This is a genomic window from Eubacterium segne, assembly GCF_014287775.1.
Lineage (GTDB): Bacteria > Bacillota > Clostridia > Lachnospirales > Lachnospiraceae > Eubacterium_G > Eubacterium_G segne.
In genome coordinates this window covers 455,302-475,754 of the sequence record NZ_JACOOZ010000001.1, presented here as the reverse complement: position 1 = coordinate 475,754, position 20,453 = coordinate 455,302, and the positions used below count along the sequence as shown (strand labels likewise).

At 36.1% G+C, this 20,453-nt stretch carries 21 protein-coding genes, 2 pseudogenes and 1 riboswitch; of the genes and pseudogenes, 21 read left to right on the top strand and 2 right to left on the bottom strand.

Annotation, left to right across the window (positions count from 1 at the left end; genetic code table 11):
• Window positions 1–195: 195 nt before the first annotated feature.
• From H8S00_RS02300 to H8S00_RS02280, 5 genes are all read left to right on the top strand, one after another.
• A complete protein-coding gene (locus tag H8S00_RS02300) occupies window positions 196–1,332 on the top strand; it encodes an exonuclease SbcCD subunit D (protein WP_186839919.1) in 1,137 nt (378 codons plus the stop codon).
• Complete coding sequence (locus H8S00_RS02295) at window positions 1,332–4,106, top strand: AAA family ATPase (protein WP_186839918.1); 2,775 nt, start codon at window positions 1,332–1,334, stop codon at window positions 4,104–4,106. The genes H8S00_RS02300 and H8S00_RS02295 overlap by 1 nt, the downstream gene beginning before the upstream one ends.
• A 121-nt stretch (window positions 4,107–4,227) precedes the next feature.
• Complete coding sequence (locus H8S00_RS02290) at window positions 4,228–4,413, top strand: hypothetical protein (RefSeq protein WP_186839917.1); 186 nt, start codon at window positions 4,228–4,230, stop codon at window positions 4,411–4,413.
• Between the two features lie 72 nt (window positions 4,414–4,485).
• A complete protein-coding gene (sfsA, locus tag H8S00_RS02285; protein ID WP_118589207.1) occupies window positions 4,486–5,139 on the top strand; it encodes a DNA/RNA nuclease SfsA in 654 nt (217 codons plus the stop codon).
• A gap of 28 nt (window positions 5,140–5,167) precedes the next feature.
• Complete coding sequence (locus H8S00_RS02280) at window positions 5,168–6,499, top strand: M18 family aminopeptidase (protein ID WP_186839916.1); 1,332 nt, start codon at window positions 5,168–5,170, stop codon at window positions 6,497–6,499.
• A 267-nt stretch (window positions 6,500–6,766) separates the two neighbouring features.
• Here the strand turns inward: H8S00_RS02280 and H8S00_RS02275 are convergent, their stop codons facing one another.
• Window positions 6,767–7,543 carry a sulfite exporter TauE/SafE family protein gene (locus H8S00_RS02275; RefSeq protein WP_186839915.1) on the bottom strand — a complete coding sequence of 259 codons (777 nt, stop codon included), beginning with the start codon at window positions 7,541–7,543 and terminating at the stop codon, window positions 6,767–6,769.
• The gene (locus H8S00_RS02270; RefSeq protein ID WP_021952690.1) at window positions 7,544–7,978 is read right to left on the bottom strand and encodes a MarR family winged helix-turn-helix transcriptional regulator; all 435 of its coding nucleotides are present in this window, start codon (window positions 7,976–7,978) and stop codon (window positions 7,544–7,546) included. It lies immediately after the preceding gene.
• A gap of 151 nt (window positions 7,979–8,129) precedes the next feature.
• On the opposite strand from H8S00_RS02270, the gene H8S00_RS02265 reads away from it, so the two are divergent.
• The 16 genes and pseudogenes from H8S00_RS02265 to rbr all read left to right on the top strand — a co-directional run bounded on the left by H8S00_RS02265 (window position 8,130) and on the right by rbr (window position 20,404).
• A complete protein-coding gene (locus H8S00_RS02265) occupies window positions 8,130–8,303 on the top strand; it encodes a YbaK/EbsC family protein (protein ID WP_021952691.1) in 174 nt (57 codons plus the stop codon).
• Window positions 8,288–8,530, top strand: a pseudogene (locus H8S00_RS02260) (GNAT family N-acetyltransferase); the annotation flags it as partial. The gene H8S00_RS02265 and the pseudogene H8S00_RS02260, both read left to right, overlap by 16 nt.
• A 260-nt stretch (window positions 8,531–8,790) precedes the next feature.
• Entirely contained in the window at window positions 8,791–9,741 is a 951-nt protein-coding gene (locus H8S00_RS02255) for an Rpn family recombination-promoting nuclease/putative transposase (protein WP_186839914.1), read from the top strand.
• Window positions 9,742–9,821: 80 nt separating this feature from the next.
• Window positions 9,822–10,721: a LysR family transcriptional regulator gene (locus H8S00_RS02250; RefSeq protein ID WP_186839913.1), complete on the top strand. Its 900-nt coding sequence runs from the start codon at window positions 9,822–9,824 to the stop codon at window positions 10,719–10,721.
• A gap of 143 nt (window positions 10,722–10,864) precedes the next feature.
• The gene (locus tag H8S00_RS02245; protein WP_118589215.1) at window positions 10,865–11,983 is read left to right on the top strand and encodes a 5-methyltetrahydropteroyltriglutamate--homocysteine S-methyltransferase; all 1,119 of its coding nucleotides are present in this window, start codon (window positions 10,865–10,867) and stop codon (window positions 11,981–11,983) included.
• A gap of 91 nt (window positions 11,984–12,074) precedes the next feature.
• Window positions 12,075–12,146, top strand: a riboswitch (Fluoride riboswitch).
• A 107-nt stretch (window positions 12,147–12,253) separates the two neighbouring features.
• The gene (locus tag H8S00_RS02240; RefSeq protein ID WP_186839912.1) at window positions 12,254–13,456 is read left to right on the top strand and encodes a cation:proton antiporter; all 1,203 of its coding nucleotides are present in this window, start codon (window positions 12,254–12,256) and stop codon (window positions 13,454–13,456) included.
• A 6-nt stretch (window positions 13,457–13,462) separates the two neighbouring features.
• Window positions 13,463–14,065 carry an MATE family efflux transporter gene (locus H8S00_RS02235; protein WP_366459228.1) on the top strand — a complete coding sequence of 201 codons (603 nt, stop codon included), beginning with the start codon at window positions 13,463–13,465 and terminating at the stop codon, window positions 14,063–14,065.
• Window positions 14,066–14,328: 263 nt separating this feature from the next.
• The gene (locus H8S00_RS02230; RefSeq protein WP_147365656.1) at window positions 14,329–14,670 is read left to right on the top strand and encodes a hypothetical protein; all 342 of its coding nucleotides are present in this window, start codon (window positions 14,329–14,331) and stop codon (window positions 14,668–14,670) included.
• 22 nt (window positions 14,671–14,692) lie between these two features.
• Entirely contained in the window at window positions 14,693–15,337 is a 645-nt protein-coding gene (locus tag H8S00_RS02225; protein ID WP_186839911.1) for a flavodoxin, read from the top strand.
• A 28-nt stretch (window positions 15,338–15,365) separates the two neighbouring features.
• Window positions 15,366–16,244, top strand: coding sequence for a LysR family transcriptional regulator (locus H8S00_RS02220; RefSeq protein ID WP_186839910.1), 879 nt, complete (start codon window positions 15,366–15,368; stop codon window positions 16,242–16,244).
• Between the two features lie 120 nt (window positions 16,245–16,364).
• Entirely contained in the window at window positions 16,365–16,835 is a 471-nt protein-coding gene (locus H8S00_RS02215) for a flavodoxin (RefSeq protein ID WP_186839909.1), read from the top strand.
• Window positions 16,836–16,865: 30 nt separating this feature from the next.
• Window positions 16,866–17,633: a carboxymuconolactone decarboxylase family protein gene (locus H8S00_RS02210; RefSeq protein ID WP_186839908.1), complete on the top strand. Its 768-nt coding sequence runs from the start codon at window positions 16,866–16,868 to the stop codon at window positions 17,631–17,633.
• Between the two features lie 69 nt (window positions 17,634–17,702).
• Window positions 17,703–18,566, top strand: coding sequence for an aldo/keto reductase (locus H8S00_RS02205; RefSeq protein ID WP_186839907.1), 864 nt, complete (start codon window positions 17,703–17,705; stop codon window positions 18,564–18,566).
• Between the two features lie 256 nt (window positions 18,567–18,822).
• The gene (locus tag H8S00_RS02200; protein ID WP_021951728.1) at window positions 18,823–19,230 is read left to right on the top strand and encodes a Fur family transcriptional regulator; all 408 of its coding nucleotides are present in this window, start codon (window positions 18,823–18,825) and stop codon (window positions 19,228–19,230) included.
• A pseudogene (locus H8S00_RS14040) lies at window positions 19,223–19,819 on the top strand (flavin reductase family protein); the annotation flags it as partial. The gene H8S00_RS02200 and the pseudogene H8S00_RS14040, both read left to right, overlap by 8 nt.
• A gap of 42 nt (window positions 19,820–19,861) precedes the next feature.
• Window positions 19,862–20,404 carry a rubrerythrin gene (gene rbr / locus H8S00_RS14035; RefSeq protein ID WP_117947600.1) on the top strand — a complete coding sequence of 181 codons (543 nt, stop codon included), beginning with the start codon at window positions 19,862–19,864 and terminating at the stop codon, window positions 20,402–20,404.
• Window positions 20,405–20,453 lie beyond the last annotated feature (49 nt).

The window sequence follows — 20,453 nt, the reverse complement described above, 5'->3', positions numbered from 1 at the left end:
TAAATCCTCCAATCTCTAAATTAAATTAAGTTTTTTGAAACACTTTAAACTTTCCTGCGATGAATGATAGCACTAAAAATTAGGTCTGTCAACATAGTATGCTCATTACGTTTTGCACCATTATTGACACATCATAATGGCGATGTTAGTATAGCCGTAAAAGTAGTGGAATCCACAAAATATTAAGGAGGGCTTATGAGATTTCTTCATTTGGCAGATTTGCATATAGGAAAAAGATTAAATGAATTTTCACTGATTGAGGATCAGAAATTCATATTTGACAAAATACTAAATATAATAGATGAGAAAAAAATTGAGGCAGTTCTTATTGCAGGGGATGTATATGACAAGCCGGTGCCATCAGCGGAGGCAGTGACGGTGTTAAACAGTTTTCTAAATAGTCTGGCAAAAAGAAATCTGAAGGTTTTCGTTATAAGTGGAAATCATGACAGTCAGGAAAGAATAGGCTTTGGGGCTGAACTTATAAGCCAAAGCGGAGTTTATATGTCAAAGCCTTTTAGTGGAAATGTGGAAACCCATAAAATAAAAGATGAATATGGTGAAATTAACATATATATGCTGCCTTTTATTAAGCCGGCAATGGTAAAACACGTTTATGAGGAGGCTGACATTGACAGTTATGACAGTGCAATGGCGTATGTTATGGAGCAAACTAAGGTGGACGAAGGCGAGAGAAATCTTTTGATTGCTCATCAGTTTGTAAGGGGAGCAGACAGGTGTGATTCAGAAGAAGTGTCTGTGGGAGGCATTGATGAAGTAAGTGTAGAAAATTTTAAGAGATTTGATTATGTGGCATTAGGTCATTTACATAGCCCCCAGCATATAAAAAGTGAATTTGTAAGATATTCAGGAACTCCTCTTAAATATTCTTTTTCTGAGGCAAGGCATCAAAAAACAGCCCTTATTGTGGATATGAAGGAAAAGGGGAATATTACCCTAGAGAAAGTGCCTCTGATTCCAAAACATGACATGATTGAAATAAAAGGCAAATATCAGGAAATTATGTCTAAGGATTTTTATAAGGATATTGACAGAATGGATTATGCCCATGTGACATTAACGGATGAACAGGACGTTTTACATGCCATGGAGCTTCTTAGAACGGTTTATCCTAATATTATGAAATTAGATTATGACAACACAAGAACAAGAAGTAATAATGAAATAAAAGGTGGGGAAAATGTGGAGAAAAAACAGCCCCTTGATTTATTTAAGGAATTTTATGAACTTCAAAACAACCAGCCTATGAGCTGTGAGCAGGCTGATTTTATGGATAAATTAATTAAAGATGTGTGGGAGGTAAATGAGTAATGAGACCGGTTAAATTAACAATTTCAGCCTTTGGCCCTTATGCAGGCTGTCAGGTAATAGATTTTGAAAAATTAGGTAAGAAGGGAATTTATCTCATAACAGGAGATACGGGAGCCGGAAAAACCACCATTTTTGATGCCATTGTTTTTGCCCTTTATGGGGAGGCAAGCGGAGAAAACAGGGAAACCACAATGTTTAGAAGTAAGTACGCAAAAGAAGATACGGAAACTTTTGTGGAAATGGAATTTGAGTACAGAAACCGGATATATAAGGTAAGAAGAAATCCTGAATATATGAGAAAATCAAAGCGTGGAGAGGGAATGACAAAGCAAGTGGCTGATGCCTTTTTGGAGTACCCGGACTCAAGAAATGTGGTAACAAAAACTAAGGAGGTTACCAGGGCTGTTCAGGAGCTTATCGGCCTTAACAGAGAGCAGTTTTCTCAGGTGGCAATGATTGCCCAGGGAGATTTTTTAAAACTTTTGCTGGCAAAAACAGATGACAGAATTAAAATTTTCAGGCAGATTTTTAATACCGGGATTTACAAGACCATTCAGGACAAGCTAAAGGTACAGGAAAAATCCGTAAAGGAAGAATATGACAGGGAAGAGTCAGCAATAAATCAATCCTTATCAGGTCTTATGTATGATAATAACAGTGAATTAGGAACCCGTGCCGGTAATTTAATAGAATCCGGAGCTAATAATATTGATGAAATAACAGATGTTATTAACAAATTAGTGGAAACTGACAGTGAGTTATTATCAAAACAGCAGAAATTAATGGAAAAGAATGAAAAGGAAACAGCGGGAATAGATGAAAAAATAGGAGAAATAAAAAGAATTAATGAGGCTATCGGGCAGAAAAACAGGGCGTTACTTCTTCTTAAGAAAAACAGGGATGCCTTTGGAAAATTAGAAGAAATTCTTCAGGAGGAAAAGGCTAAGGAACCAAAGCGCAAGAAACTGGAATTTGATATAAGAAAGGAAGAAGAAAAATTGCCGGAGTATGAGGCAATGGGAAGCTTACAGACACAGTGGAGTGAGGAAAAGGAAAAAATTTCCCACTGGGAGAATCAGGAGATATTATTAAATGATTACCTACAAAATTTAGAAGAAGTTATTTCAACGGACAGGGAGCGTTTAAATACAATAAAAAACGCAGGAGAAGAAAAAATTGCTTTACAGGGGGAAATAAATAAAACGACAAAAAAAATAGATGATATTGATAATTTTGTTGAATTGCTTAACAGATATGATAGAAATTTGGTACAGCTTAAAGATTTTCAGGAGAAATATAAGGAAGCTGCGAAAATTTTGGAAGAGGCAAGGAAACATTACGAAGAAAGGGAGCTGTTGTTTTTTAACCAGCAGGCAGGAATTATGGCAAGTGAACTTGAAGAGGGTAAGGCTTGTCCGGTATGCGGTTCAACTACTCATCCTCATAAAGCTGAACCTGTTAAAAATGCACCTTCAAGAAGGGAACTTGATGAAGAAAAGGCAGGTCTTAAGCTAAAGGAAGAAAATACGGCGAATGCCAGTCTTGCAGCAGGAAATAAAGGCAGTGAAGTTAAACTTTTAAAGGAAAATATCCTTAAAGATGGGGAAAAAATCCTTGGATATAAGGAAGAAAATATTAAGATTATAAGAGAATTAATACATGAAAAATATGAGGATTTAAATAAGGAGTCACTTAGCTTTGCAGCAGAACTTAAGTTAATAAATGAAAAGGTAAAGGAAAAAAATAAGTTAGAAGAAAATATACCTGAAAATGAGAAGAAGCTTGAGAATATAAAGCATAAGTTAAAAGATGCAGGCAATAAAAAGTCTGAATGCAAAATTGCTTTTGAGGGTATAAATGCCAAGCTTACCCAGATAAAAGAGAGCCTCAGCTTCAGCACAAGGGAAGAAGCTGTACAACACTTAAATGAATTAAGGGATTTGCTTATAAAAATGGAGGAGAATTACAAAAAAGCTGACAGGGATTTTCAGAACTGTAAAACAGAAATTGAAAAGGCGGAAAATACCATAAAGATGATTGATGAGCAGCTAAGGGGTGCGGAAATTTCTCCTACAGATGAATTGTCAGAAAAAAGGAATGATTTAGTAAAAGAGAGGAAGAATCTGTTAGATGCAATAAACGTAATCAGCACAAGGATTAAAGTTAATGAGAACATCAAAGATGCCATAAAAGTTAAGTACAGGGCAATGAAAGAGGCACAGGAAAAATGGACTATGATTAAATCTCTTTCAGACACTGCTAACGGAGGGATTAACGGTAAGGATAAAATTTTGCTAGAAACGTACATTCAAATGCATTATTTTGACAGGATTATAAATAGAGCTAATATTAGATTTCTTACGATGTCATCAGGACAGTATGAATTAAAAAGAGCAGAAGAGGCAGATAATCAGAGAAGTCAAAGTGGATTGGATTTGTGGGTAATTGACCATTATAATGGAACCAATAGAAGCGTGAGAACTCTTTCGGGAGGAGAAGCTTTTAAGGCATCACTTTCATTGGCGTTAGGGCTCTCTGATGAAATCCATGCTTCTGCCGGGGGAATTAGACTCGATACTCTTTTTGTGGACGAAGGTTTTGGTTCATTAGATGAAGAGTCTCTCAATCAGGCAATAAATGCACTTAATTCCCTGACGGAAGGAAACCGGTTGGTGGGCATAATATCCCATGTTGGTGAATTAAAAGAGCGCATTGACCGGAAGATAATTGTTAAAAAAGATAAGGCTCAGGGAAGCGTAGCTATTATACAATAAAAGGCTGAATAGTTGCATTAAAATTATTTTTGGGATATTATTCTTAATAAAATAAGTATGTCTATATTAGACATATACGTTAATTTTCTTTAAGATAATATTATCAAAACAGGAGTTATTTATGAAAGCAGGTATTTATTTAGGAAAAGAGAAAGTAGAGATTAGAGAAATTCCATTGCCGGAAGTAGGGGATAATGATGTACTTGTTAGAAACATTTATTCAAGTGTATGCGGAACTGATGTTGCGGTATTTATGCATGGACCTAATACAGGACATAAGGTTACAGTAGGTGGCAAGTTTGATTGAGCCGTTTACAGTAGGATGCCGATGTGGAACATTCAGGCAATGTTGTTATAAAAATGGCAGGGAGAACAATTGGTGAGGTATAGAGAAATTGTTGAGGGAATATTTATTGACCGTCCTAACAGGTTTATTGCCCATGTTGATATAGAAGGAGTTGTAAATACCGTGCATGTAAAAAATACAGGGCGTTGTAAGGAATTGTTGATTCCTAAAACTCCTGTAAGGCTGGAGGTTTCTGACAATCCAAATAGGAAGACTTTATATGACTTAGTGGCTGTATATAAGAAAAATTTTGGTTGGATTAATATGGATAGTCAGGCACCAAACAAGGTAGTGAAAGAGTGGTTAGAAACAAAGGATTATGATTACATTAAGCCGGAGTATAAATACGGAGATTCCAGAATTGACTTTTATATGAGAAAAGGAAATCAGGAATATCTTATGGAAGTAAAGGGATGCACCTTGGAAATAGATGGAATAGGATATTTCCCTGATGCACCTACCACAAGGGGAATTAAGCATTTAAGAGAATTAATTAAGGCAAAAAGGGCGGGTTATGAATGTGCAATAGCATTTGTGATTCAGATGGAAGGAATTAATGAAGTACGTCCTAATATAGATACTCATCCTGAATTTGGTGTGGCATTACAGGAGGCAAAAGAAGCCGGAGTGAAAATTTTGTATTTGACATGCAAAGTGGGAAGGGATACCCTAGAGATAATAAATTAACTTTTAGATAAGTTATATGGAGGCATTTATGGAAGAAAGCAGATTTATTGATTTTTCAAAGGAACTTATGGAGTTTATAGATGAAAGTCCCAGTGCATTTCATGTGACGGCAAATTTTGCAGAGATGCTTAAAAAAAACGGATATTCACAATTAAATGAGCAGGATAAATGGAATTTGTTACCGGGAGAAAAATATTATGTTACAAGAAACGGCTCTTCAATAATTGCATTTTGTATACCAAAGAATAATAAGATTTCAAATTTTCAAATAGCAGCAGCCCATAGTGACTCACCGGCATTTAAAATAAAGGAAAATCCGGAAATGGTAGAAGACAACAGGTACCTTTCATTAAATGTGGAAAAATATGGTGGAATGCTTATGGCACCGTGGTTTGACAGACCGTTGTCAGTGGCAGGACGTATTATTGTTAAGGATGGAATGAAAATAAAACCGGTGCTGGTAAATGTTGAAAGAGATTTGTGTATTATTCCGAATCTGGCAATCCATATGAATAGAGAAGCCAACACGGGGGTCAAATATAATCCTCAAAAAGATATGATTCCACTGTTTGGAGAACTGACATCTAAGGGAATTTTTTATAAAGTAATGGCAGATGTTGCCGGAGTAAATGAGGATTCCATAGTTAGTTCAGATTTGTTTTTATATAACAGACAAAAGGGAACTGTTTTAGGATGTAATGGTGAATTTATGTCAGCACCAAGGCTTGATGATATTATGTGTGCCTATAGTTGTATGAAGGCGCATATTGCTGCAGGTGGGTCTGATTCCAATAGCGTTACGGTTTGTGCCATTTTTGATAATGAAGAGGTTGGTAGTACAACAAAGCAAGGGGCGGATTCTACGTTTTTGTCAGATGTTCTTAATAGAATCGGTTTGTGTATGGGAATAAATGGAGAAGATATGATTCGGGCATATTCCCGGTCATTTATGTTATCTGCGGATAATGCCCATGGTGTTCACCCTAATTATATGGAAAAGGCAGACCCTACTAACAGACCTTATATGAATAATGGAATAGTTATAAAGTACAATGCAAACCAAAAATATACCACAGATGGAATGTCGGCAGCAGTGTTTAAAGAAATTTGTAAGGAGGCAGCAGTACCGACTCAAACTTATGTAAACCGTTCAGATATTCCCGGCGGTTCAACTCTGGGAAACATAGCAAACAGTCACATATCTATTAATACAGTAGATATCGGGCTTGCCCAGTTGGCAATGCATTCGCCATATGAGACAGCCGGTACAAAAGATGCACTATATATGTTAGAAGGAGTTAAGGCATTTTATAAAACAAAGGTAACAGTTGGAGATAATGGGGAATTCATATTAGGATAGAATATTTAAATAAAGATGAGGATACAATCATCACAACATATACAGTAGAATAAAGAAAAAATGTGATATACTAATTTTGTAACATTAAATCAAAGAGTTTAAAAGCATTTTGTGATAAGTATAGCCCGGATACTGCAGTCAGATTTTCAACAATGAAGTACATTAACCAGGAGTGGATGGAAAATATACCACTATATGCCATATGTAATTTATAAATATAGTAAAAAGTGTCCCTGCAAATTTAATTGAGGGACACTTTTACAACAATTATGCAAACATTGAAAATGCCATAACTACAATTCCAAGTATAACAAGTATAATACCTGTGGCACGGTTTAAGGTTTTTGGCGTAGCTTTGTTGGCAAACACGGCAGCAATTCTTGCCCATAATAATGTAAATATAATACACAAAATCCAGACCGTTACATCAGGGGCACCTCCAATGGCAAAGTGTGAGGCTGCACCGGTAAATGCTGTAAATGTCATAATGAATACGCTGGTTCCCACGGCAGTTTTAAGTTCATATCCCAAAACTGAAGTTAAAATAAGGAGCATCATCATACCTCCCCCGGCACCAACGAAACCACATATAAATCCAATTAAAACGCCACAAATAACTGACTGAATGGCACGCTTTTTGGCAGGAACATCGGTCATTGCTTCTTTGGTTGTCATAACAGGCTTTACAATAAATTTAATTCCCAAAAGAAAGGTCATAAAAACAGAAAAGTTTCCCATGGTTGTAGATGGAACAAGGCTTGAAATATAGCTTCCTACAACAGTGAATGCTAAAACGCTAACCATCATAATAAGTCCGTTTCTTATATCAAGATTTTTATTTTTTCCGTATGTATAGGCAGAAACAGCACTGGCTAAAACATCTGATGACAGGGCAATTCCCACAGCCATATATGGGTCCATGCCAAGAAATGTAATTAACATTGGGCTGATAACTGCAGCTGCACTCATTCCTGCAAAACCGGTTCCAAGTCCTGCACCCATTCCTGCAAAAAATGTTACTACAAATGTTATTAAAATGTCCATTTATTGAACCTCCTCTAAAATTTCATTGAGATTTGAATTCATCTTGCTAATGCAACTGTAAATGGCATCTTTAGTTTCTTCATCTATATCTTCGAAAATCCTGTCTACAAAGTTTTTTTGAAGAATAAGTCCCATGTTAATTATTTCATCTGCCTTAGGAGTGCATACAAGTTGGTGCTTGCGCCGGTCACCTTCCACTTCTTTTCTGATAAGATATCCGTCATTTACTAACCGGTCCACATTGACGGATACAAGATTTGCCTTGATTTTTCTGATTTCAACAATATCTCGGGCAGTGGTAAATTCCGGATTATTGGATAAAAACATCAGAATATCAAATGCTGTCTGAGGTAAATTTATCTGATGGCATAAAGGCTTACACATTGCAGAGTAAGCTAAAGAAATTTTATGAGCAAATTCAATGCCTGTTCGCATAATACATCCTCCAATATAAAAGTACAAAAATGAATAGTTAAAATTTGAAGTATTATAACATAGAAAAAATTAAAAGTAAATCATATAAATGTGTAGCAGGAAGCAAAAAGTATTGGAAAAGTTTAATAAATATGAGTAAAATTAGTGTACGATGATAAAAGTTAAGGTGTTTATAGAGGAATGTTTTTTTGAATATCCCGGAATCGTAGGGGTTCATCCAAAGGATAATACAGCTACAATCTGGATTAAAACTAATGATTTAGTGGAAATAATAAAAGAGCATGGAAATGAAGTTTTTGTTATGGAAAAGGAAAATGGCAAATGATTTTTGGAGTAAATACTATTCCTGATTATCGTAAACGTGGGCTTGCAGGAAGATTAATTACACAGGCAATTAATGATGTGCAAATACAGGGAAGAAAAGGCTTAGTACTAACATGCAAGGATGCTTTAGTACCGTGTTACTCTAAATTCGGATTTATAAATGAAGGTATTTCAGAGCATTCAACACACGGAAACGTAGTGTGGAATCAGATGAGATTAGAATTTTAATTATTTTATAATATCACAAAAAACACTTGACAAAGTAACGAATAATATATATTATAATTGATACAAGATGTAATTACAATACTGCAATGTAAGAACGGATAAATGCAAATTGAATATTGGGGCAGGCACAATGGTGGTTTGTACTTTATAAGGCTTATATTGTGCTATTGTATTTTTTTTACATCCGGTGTATACTATAAGAAGATTAAGAAAAACTAATAGTATACACCTCGAAATATTAAAAGGAAGAGAGGTGTTATATGAGAAAAAAGGATATAGCAACCAAGAAGTACATGTCAGATAACGTGAGATTTGCAGATGTTTTCAATTATGCCATATATGGGGGAAGGCAGATTATAAAGTATGACATGTTAAAGGAAATCAGTGCAGAAGAACTGTTATTAATGGAAGGGGAGAGTGGAAAGCTAATTACAAGGGACAGAGTAAGGGATTTAGAGAAGATGTGTGTCATAAAGAAAAGCGGAAACATTGTTTACATGCTTTTGGGAATTGAAAACGCATCCAATGTACATTATGCCCAGCCGGTAAGAAATGGCTTATATGATTTTATGGGGTACGCCGACCAGGTGGAGAGAAAATCAAGGGAAAACAGAAGAAAAGGTAATTTAAGCAGTGGAAGTGAATTTTTGTCAGGGCTTAAGAAAGAAGATAAGATGGCCGGAATAATAACCCTGACGGTATATTTTGGAGACAGACCATGGGACGGTCCAAGAAGTCTCCACGAAATGTTAAGTATTGATGATAAGGAAATATTAAAACTGATTCCGGATTACAGGATTAATCTCATAGATCCCCATGAGATTAACAATTCCGAAAAGTTTATGTCGGATTTCAGGTACATAATAGAATTTATGAAGGCATCAGGGGATAAGGAGAAGATGAATTACTTATTAAAAGAGAAGCATAGTGTATACTCAAACATGGAAAGGGATGCCATGGTGGTAATAAGGGAATGTGCAAACATTAACATAAAGATTGAAGAGAAGGAGGAAAAGCAGGATATGTGTAAGGCAATTGATGACATGGTGAAGGATGCAAGAATGAGTGGAGAAGCAAGAGGAGAAGCAAGAGGAGAAGCTGAACGGAAAATAATGCAGAAAGAGCTGGACGAAAAGCAGAACCGATTAGACAAATATGAAAAAGAAATAGAGGAATTAAAGAAGCAGCTTGCCGAGAGGCAAACGGCTTAAAAAGAGTATTTCACATAGTAGGATAGTTAATAAAATCATGTTATAATTACTATATTAAAATATATAAAAGGATTGAAAGCATGACATTACAACAGTTGAAATATGTATTAATGGTAGCGGAAACGGGGACCATTACAGAGGCAGCAAATAACTTATATATTTCCCAACCAAGCCTGACTAACGCAATACATGAGTTGGAAAAGGAAATGAATATTGTTATATTTAACAGGACAAATAAAGGAATAACTCTTTCTAAGGAGGGAGAAGATTTTTTAGGATATGCGAGACAGGTATTAGAGCAGGCGGCAATTCTAGAGGATAAATATAAAGGTAGCAATGGAGGAAAAAAACAGTTTTGCATTTCTACACAACATTATTCCTTTGCCGTAAATGCATTTGTTGATTTGATTAAGAAATATGGTCAGGATGAGTATGATTTTAGCATTAGGGAAACACAGACATATGAGATTATTGAAGACGTTGCACATATGAGAAGTGAGATAGGAATAATATTTTTTAATGATTTTAATGAAGTAGTAATAAATAAGATTCTTAAAAGTCATGATTTGGAATTTCACCAGCTCTTTGTTGCAAAACCACATGTGTTTATAAGTAGAAAACACCCACTTGCAAAAAACACGGTTATAACCAATGAAGAATTAGAAGAGTATCCGTACATGTCCTTTGAGCAGGGGGAACATAATTCATTTTATTTCTCAGAAGAAATTTTTTCGGATTATGAGAGAAAGAAGAATATTCGTGTAAGGGACAGAGCAACTTTATTTAATCTGTTAATTGGACTAAACGGTTATACGGTATGTAGTGGTGTTATTGATAAAAAATTAAATGGAAAAGATATTATTGCCGTTCCATTAGCTGATGAAAAAGATATGCGAATAGGATATATTACCCATAAAAAGGGCACGGTTACAAGGTTAGGAAATACATATTTAGAGGCATTAAAAAAATATTTAGGCTAAATAGGTTGTCTATAGTTTAAAACTATGGACAACTTATTTTTTGTGTATTTTACAGTGAAAAGCTCATTAAATATAATAAAGTCAGCTATTAAGGTTGTTTATAAAAAAGAAAAAGTTACTTTTAGAAATGGAGGATTAAAATAATGAGCAATTTACAGACACCATTTAGATATGATTTTGTGGGAAGTTTTTTAAGACCACAGGCACTCAAAGATGCAAAAGTGGCATATCAGAATGGAAAAATCACAAAGGAAGAATTAGATAAAATTGCAAACGAAGAAATTACAAAGATCGTGGCAAAGCAGAAGGAATTGGGATTTCATGCCATTACAGACGGAGAGTTCAGAAGAACTTTTTGGCATTTAGATTTTATGTGGGGATTTGAAGGTGTTGAACACAAAAACACAGGAAATGGTGTTAAGTTCAATGATGAGTTAGCAGTTCTTGATGATACTTATCTTGTAGGTAAAATCAAGGCAAAGCCACATCCGTTTGTGGAATACTTCAAATTTTTAAAGCAGTTTGAGGATGAAAATACGGTAGCCAAATATACAATTCCGGCACCGGCACAGACTTTCCAGCAGATGATTGTACCGGCAAATTACGAAACTACAAGAAAATATTACAGCACTAATGAAGAATTAATTCACGATATTGGAGTTGCTTATCAGGATGTTATAAAACAATTTTATGATGCAGGCTGCCGCAATCTTCAGTTGGATGATTGTACATGGGGAGCAATTGTAGGTGATGCGGCAGAGCAGAGATATAAGGAACTAAATATTGATTTAGAGGATGTAAAGAAGGAACTTCTTGCAGTAAACAATCTGGCATTAGAAGGAAAACCGGATGATATGGTTATTACCTCACATATATGCAGAGGAAATTATCATTCAACATTCTTTACAAGCGGACCATATGATTCAGTCGCAGACTATGTGTTCGCAAAAGAAAATGTGGATGCATTGCTTTTAGAATATGATGATGAAAGATCAGGTGGATTTGAGCCTTTGGCAAAAGTTTCACAGGACAAAAAAGTTGTTCTGGGACTTATTACCACAAAATCTCCGGCATTAGAGGATAAAGAAGAAGTTATAGCCAGAATATATGAAGCAGCAAAATATATTCCTCTCGACAGATTATGCTTAAGCCCGCAGTGTGGATTTGCGTCCTGTGAAATAGGTAATAAAATTACTGAAGAACAGCAGTGGGCAAAGTTGAAGTTAGTAAAAGAAATTGCCCGGGAAGTTTGGGGAGAATAAATTAATATATAAATTAGGATAAAAAATAAGCAGTAAAACTGTGTCAGTAAAACACATAGAAAATTGACAATTAATCTTATTTATAGTATTCTATGGCACAGGGAATGAAGTTCTCCCTTGGGAAACCAAAACTGCTTATTATGCTGATGACTTCTACGATTATTACAGTCGCAGAAGTGTCAGCTTTTTTTTATGTAAAAGATTTAGGGTATTACAGGGAGAGTAAATGCATCGGCGACAAAAATCACACACTAAAAGGAGGATATTTATATGTTAACATCATTAGCTCTTATTTTTATTGTGGGGCTTGCCATGGGGGCAATTTGCAGGCAGCTGAAATTACCGAGAATAATAGGAATGCTTATTACAGGAATCGTATTGGGGCCATACGTTTTAAATCTTCTCGATTCCTCTATATTGGGGATTTCAGCGGACTTGAGAAAAATGGCGTTAATAATTATTTTGTTAAAGGCAGGATTATCCCTTGACCTTAACGATTTAAAAAAAGCAGGGCGACCGGCAATCCTGCTGTCTTTTGTTCCGGCGTCCTGTGAAATAATAGGATATGTACTTTTAGCTCCCGTAATATTAAAAATCAGCCATATAGAGGCAGCGGTCATGGGTGCTGTTCTGGCGGCAGTTTCACCGGCAGTTGTAGTGCCACGAATGGTAAATCTTATGGGAAAAAAATATGGAACTAAAAAGGCAATACCGCAGATGATTATGGCAGGAGCCTCCTGCGATGATATCTTTGTTATTGTTTTATTTACTACATTCTTAAGTGTTGCCCAGGGCGGGAAAGCAAATGTTATGGACTTTATATCAATACCTGTTTCCATTGTTTTAGGCATATTACTGGGGGCAGTTGTGGGATATGGTCTGTATATGTTTTTTGAAACATCATATGCCCATAAGCACTGTGTAAGAAATAGTACAAAAGTAATAATTGTTTTGGGATTTTCATTTCTTTTAGTTGCAGTGGAAGACTGGCTTAAGGGAACAGTGGCAGTATCGGGATTACTTGCGGTAGTCAGTATGGCATGCGTAATAAAGATGAAAAGCACAGCCTTTGTTTCAAAAAGGCTTTCGGAAAAATTTGGAAAGTTGTGGATAGCGGCGGAAGTGATTCTTTTTGTTTTAGTTGGTGCGGCAATAGATATAAGATACACTCTTAGTGCGGGAATAGCAGCAGTGTTTATGATTTTACTGGCATTATTATTCAGGTCAGTGGGAGTTTTAATTTGCACTGCCAAAACAAATCTGTGTCTGAAAGAAAGATTGTTTTGCGTTATTGCCTATCTTCCAAAAGCGACAGTTCAGGCAGCCATTGGCTCAGTGCCTCTTGCATCAGGGCTGGCATGTGGCAAAATTGTTTTATCGGTTGCAGTTCTTGGAATTATTATAACAGCACCTCTTGGAGCCTTGGGAATAGACAGCACCTATAAAAGATTTTTGGAAAAAGAAAATATATAAATCAGGGTGGGTTTTGCGTTTAATAATGAAATAACATATAATGTAAAGAAAATAGGAGAACAAAATGGAAAGAGATTTAACAACAGGAAGTGTATTAAAAAATATTGTATATTTTTCATTGCCATATTTATTGTCATATTTTTAACAGACATTGTACGGAATGGCAGATTTGTTTTATTAGCTACTGTTAAGCCCATTGTGGGTTTAACGTCCACTCCTGAGAAGGCAGTTTCTGAAACTGTAGCTTATTTAACCATATGTTTTATTGGGATTCCTTTTATTACTGATTATAATATAATAAGTTCAATATTTCGCGGGTTAGGTGACTCAAAGAGTCCAATGTATTTTATTGCAGTGGCATGCATGGCAAATATTGTTTTAGATTATATTTTTATTGGTGGAATGAATTTAGGGGCTGCAGCAGCGGTAGGTATCGTTGAAAAATTCATAGGTATGGTATTCTTAGTACCATCTACCATGTTGTTTACAGTTTCGGCATTATCAGCTCAAAACATAGGTGCCGGAAAGCATAATAGGGCAACAGTTACTCTTCGTTACGGAATTTTTATCCTCACTATTGTATTTTTTTATATCCAGTGTATACTATAAAGAGATTAAGAAAAACTAATAGTATACACCTCGAAATAATATCAAAGGAAAGCATAAGCTTTGCTGGGGTGATAAAGCAGTGACCATAGCTACAGTTCTTATAGAACTTATTGTAACATCTGGGACCATGACTATAAAGTAACTTATTAACTATGTGGGTAAAAATGGATGCCCAACAATTCATCCAACACCTGCATCATAAAAAAATAAGTCTATAGCCTCTTTGAATGAGGTCTATAAAATTATTATACGAGGGGTGTTATATGGGAAATAAGGATATAGCAACCAAAAAGTACATGTCAGATAACGTGAGATTTGCAGATGTGTTTAATTATGCCATATATGGGGGAAGGCAGATTATAAAACATGACATGTTAAAGGAAATCAGTGCAGAAGAACTGTTATTAATGGAAGGGGATAAGGAGAAACTGAGCGTAAAAGAATGCAGGTGCAGCACTTTACAGAAGCTTTGGGAAAACCAGCACCACTATGTATATATCAATTGTAGCAAATATAGTAAATGTAGCGGGAAACTGTATTGGTTTATTTTTGCCATTACCCCTGTTATAATGAATTTTTACGCATTAGAAGATAAAGTAATTTAAATTTTTTGAAAGGAGCAATTAAATGAAAAAATTAGTTACAATTATTATGGCAGTTGTGCTTATGATTTCTTTAGCAGCCTGTGGAGAAACAAAGAAACCAACAGAGGAAATCTCAGACAGTACGGAGGTTACAACAGAAAATTCTACAACTGAGAAAAGTGAAACTGAAGGTAATACAACCGTCGAAAATGGAAAAAATATCTCAGTATTGTTTTTTTCAGTAACAGGAACTACCCGAAATGTTGCACAAAAAATTGCCGGAACATTGGGAACAGATACCATGGGAATCATTCCAAAGGAGGAATATACTTCTGATGATATAGATTACAGCAATGATGATTGTCGTGCAAATAAGGAAATGAAGGATGAGTCCTCCAGACCGGAAATTAAAAATGACTTAAGCAAAGTAGAAAATAGTGATACTATTTATATAGGATACCCTATATGGTGGGGAACGGCACCGAGAATAATACAGACGTTTTTTGAAAGCTACGATTTAAAGGGAAAGACAGTGTATTTATTCTGTACTTCCAGTGGCAGTGGAATTGAACAAAGTGTAAGTGATTTGCAAAAATTATATCCCGATGTAAACATTGCCGCAGGAAAGCGTTTTGATGGAAATGTCACAGATGAGGAAGTAAATAACTGGACTAATGGGGTAAAATAAAGTTAAATTACCGGGAGGCAATTACATTATGGATTTGAGAGTATTAAGATATTTTTTAATGGTGGCAAAAGAGCAAAGTTTTACCAAAGCGGCTAAGCAGCTTAATATAACACAACCTACCCTTTCAAGACAGCTGGCGGCTTTAGAAGAGGAACTTGGGGTAAAGCTGTTTAACAGAGGTGGTCACAGCATTACCCTGACTAATGAAGGTTTGCTGCTAAAGCGCAGGGCATTGGAACTGGTAGATTTGGAAGACAAAATTGTCAGTGAATTTAAGGGCAACAGGGAGTCTGTAGAAGGGAAAATTACCATAGGCTGTGGCGAATTTATAGCTGTGGAAACCTTGGCAAAAATATGCAAAAAATATAAGGAAAAATACCCTTTAGTTCAGTTTGCCATACATACAGGAACCGCTGACAACATTTCAGAAATGATGAATAAAGGGCTTGTGGATATAGGATTGTTTCTTGAGCCCGTTAGCACTGAAGGAATGGATTATATTAGAATGCAGGGATGTGACCACTGGGTAGTAAGCATGAGAGTGGATGATCCATTGGCAAAAAAAGAAGTTATTACAAAAAAAGATTTGTTAAAGCTTCCACTGATATTGCCGGAAAGAACAAATATACAAAGTGAATTGGCAAATTGGTTCGGAAAGGATTTTAGCAGACTGAATATTGCTTTTACCAGTAATTTAGGGACAAATGCAGGAGTTATGGCTATAAACGGATTAGGATATCCTATTTCCATTGAAGGTGCCATGCGATATTGGAGGAGAGATTTGGTGGTACAAAAAACATTATCACCGGAGATTCTGGCAAGCACTGTAATAGCATGGAGGAGAAATATACCGTATTCACCGGCAGTAAGTAAATTTATAGAGGAAATAAATGCCTACAAGGCATAAAAAGACATACAATATGGGTATTAGACATAACGACAAAATAAAGTATATAATAAATGGGTAGGATAAATTAATTTGTCTTATCCATTTTGTGTAATACAAAAACATGAGGAGGTATTAGTTATGGCAAAGAAGTTAGTAGCATATTTTAGTGCAAGTGGAGTAACAAAAAAAGTAGCTGAAATAGTATCAGAGGCAGATAACAGTGATTTATATGAAATCACACCAAAGGTACCATATACAAAGTCAGACCTTAACTGGATGGATAAAAAATCAAGAAGCAGTGTAGAAATGAGTGACAAAAAAATCAGACCTGAAATAGCAGGAGATGAAATAAATCCTCAGGATTATGACGAAATTCTTATAGGATTTCCGGTTTGGTGGTATGTTGCACCAACAATTATTAATACATTTTTAGAAAAATATGATTTTTCAGGTAAAAAGATAATCTTATTTGCCACATCAGGAGGAAGCGGATTCGGAAACACCGTAAAAGAATTACAGCCGTCAGCACCTGATGCAATAATTACAGAAGGTAAAGTTTTAAATGGCATGTCCAAACAGGAAATAATAAATTGGGCAAAGAGTATATAGAGGAGGAAACATTTATAGGAGGAAATTGTTATGGCAAAAATAACACAGACAGCAGGAAGAAATGCATTAGGAGAATTTGCTCCTGAATTTGCACATTTTAATGATGATGTTCTTTTTGGAGAAAATTGGAACAATCAGGATATAGACGTAAAAACAAGAAGTATTATAACAGTTGTGGCACTTATGGCATCAGGAATTACAGATTCATCTCTTAAATTCCATTTGGAAAATGCCAAGGCCCATGGAGTTACCCAGAAGGAAATTGCTGCAATTATTACCCATGTGGCTTTTTATGCAGGCTGGCCAAAGGGATGGGCAGTTTTTAACCTTGCAAAAGAGGTGTGGAATGTAAATGAAGGGGATTTGCCTTACGAAGATGAGGCAATGAGAGCTCACGCAAAAGAAATGGTATTTCCAATTGGGGCACCAAATGATGCCTTTGCCAAGTATTTTGTAGGAAAGAGTTATCTTGCACCGGTATCAACCAATCAGGTGGGAATTTTCAATGTAACATTTGAGCCGGGTTGCCGTAACAACTGGCATATTCATCATGGAAAGAATGGTGGAGGACAGATTCTTGTGTGTGTAGCCGGACGTGGATACTACCAGGAGGAAGGAAAAGAAGCCATTGAAATGAAACCGGGAGATTGTATAAATATTCCTCCGGAGGTAAAGCATTGGCATGGAGCCGCACCTGACAGCTGGTTTAGCCATTTAGCAGTTGAAGTTCCGGGAGAAGAAACATCAAATGAATGGTGCGAGGCTGTGTCAGACGAAGAATACGGAAAATTGAAATAGGAATAATATATGACGAGTTGCCGCTGACCGGAGGGAGTGGGCGCAACATATTATGTTAGGAGGAAATAAATGTATACCAAAACAATTACATTGAATAATGGCATAAAAATACCACAGTTAGGACTGGGAACGTGGTTTATAGATGATGACAAAGTGGCAGAGGCAGTAAAGGCAGCAGTAGATTTGGGATACAGACATATCGATACTGCACAGGCTTACGGAAATGAACGTGGAGTTGGTGAAGGTGTCAGAAACTGCAAAATTCCAAGGGAAGAATTATTTGTTGTATCAAAGGTTGCTGCAGAACACAAAACTTACGAGTCAGCTGCTAAAAGTATTGATGAGACTTTGGAGAAGATGGGACTTGATTATCTTGACATGATGATTATTCATAGTCCACAGCCGTGGGTAGAGGTAAATCAGTCTGAAAACAGATATGTAGAGGGTAACAGAGAAGCCTGGAGAGCTCTTGAAGATGCATACAAGGCAGGAAAATTAAAGGCTATTGGCGTATCAAATTTTCAGATTGAAGATATTGAAAGTCTTTTGGAAGTGGCAGAAATTAAACCTATGGTAAACCAGATTCTTTGCCATATCAGCAATACACCGGAGGAACTTATAGAGTTCTGCAAGAAGAAGGATATTGCCGTGGAGGCATATTCACCAATTGCCCATGGCGAGATATTAAATCAGCCGGAAATCAAACACATGGCAGATAAGTATGGCGTTTCTGTTGCACAGTTGTGTATCAGATATACATTACAGCTGGGAACCATATCACTTCCTAAAACCGGAAATCCGGAGCATATGAAAACTAATGGAGATGTAGATTTTGAAATTAGTAGGGAAGATATGGAGATTCTAGAGAATTTTAAAAAAATTGAAAGCTATGGAGCAAGCAGCGGTTTCCCTGTGTACGGTGGAAGGTTGTAGCTTGTAGTTTTATAGGTGGAATGAATTTAATCAAGGCGGATTGTTGCGGACAAATATTCGTGACAATCCGCCTTGGTTGTTTACATATGTCTTTTTAAAATAACAAAGCTATATACAAATTACTATTACGTTTATTAATTATCTGAATATCATGTCCCTGCATAATCATAAAAACGCAATCGTCAACAACTTGTTGACAATTCTAAAATGCTGATATATAATCCTTATTAAGAATAAATCCTAATAAGGAGGACGAATGACAAACAGAAGGAACACCATACAGAAAGATCTGGTACGAAATGCTGTATACGAGATGAAAAGACATGTTACAGCAAATGAAGTGTATGATTTTATTAAAGAAGCATATCCTACAATTGGAAAAGGAACTGTATATAGAAATCTTGATATATTGGTAGAAGAAGGTGCTTTAAGAAAGGTTGAAGTCCCGGATGGACCGAACCGGTTCGATTTTACGTTGAAAAATCACTATCATGTCAGATGCGTAAAGTGCGGTGAGGTTTCAGATGTGGATATGGATGAAATATTGGACTTGATGGAGAGAATTCATAACACTCATGGAACTAAATTTTTGGATTATGATATTTCATTTAAAGGTATTTGCTCAAAATGCAGGGAGAAGGTAAAGGAGGAAAAATATGGATAGGAAAGCAATGTATAAGTTGAGTTATGGATTGTTTGTACTGACCGCTAAGGAAGACGAAAAAGATAATGGTTGTATCATTAATACTGCTATTCAGGCAGCTTCAGAACCAAACCAGTTAAGTATCTGCGTTAACAAAGCAAATTACACTCATGATATGATTCAAAGAACCGGAAAATTCACAGTATCGGTCCTGAGTCAGAATGCACAGTTTGAATTGTTCAAACATTTTGGCTTTCAATCAGGAAGGAATGTTAATAAGTTTGAAGCATTTGAAAAGTGTGCCAGAGGTTCAAACGGTATTTACTATGTTACAGAAGGTACAAATGCATACATTTCTGTAACAGTTAATAAAACAGAGGATTTAGGTTCCCATACAATGTTTATGGGTGAGATAACTGATATGGAAGTTTTAAGTAATGTTCCTTCAGTAACATATGATTATTACCAGAATAATATTAAGCCTAAGCCAGAGAAAGTTGGAAAGACGGAGGATGGTCAGACAATATTGCGTTGCAGAATTTGCGGATACGAATATGTAGGCGAAGAATTACCGGATGACTTTATATGTCCTTTGTGCAAGCACCCGGCATCAGATTTTGAAAAAGTAGTAAAGAAAACGGAGGTAAAAGAAATGGCAGCAAACAAATATGCGGGAACACAGACAGAGAAAAATTTACAGGAGGCATTTGCAGGGGAATCACAGGCAAGAAATAAGTATACCTATTTTGCTTCTGTAGCGAAAAAGGAAGGCTACGAGCAGATGTCAGCTTTATTTTTAAAAACAGCAGATAACGAGAAAGAACATGCAAAGATGTGGTTCAAGGAATTAGCAGGAATCGGTGATACAAAGGAAAATCTGGCGGCAGCTGCAGAAGGCGAAAATTATGAATGGACAGATATGTATGAGGGATTTGCGAAAACAGCTGAGGAAGAAGGATTCCCTGAGCTTGCAGCAAAATTCAGGGCTGTAGGAGAGATTGAGAAGCACCATGAAGAGAGATATCGTGCCCTCCTTAAGAATATTGAAACTGCACAGGTGTTTGAAAAGAGTGAAGTTAAGGTATGGGAATGCCGTAACTGTGGACATATTGTGGTAGGAACAAAGGCACCGGAGGTATGTCCGGTATGTAATCATCCACAGAGCTATTTTGAAGTACATGAAGAGAATTATTAAAGTGGAAGGAGATTATGCATATTGCAACATGCATTAATATGGAAATGCT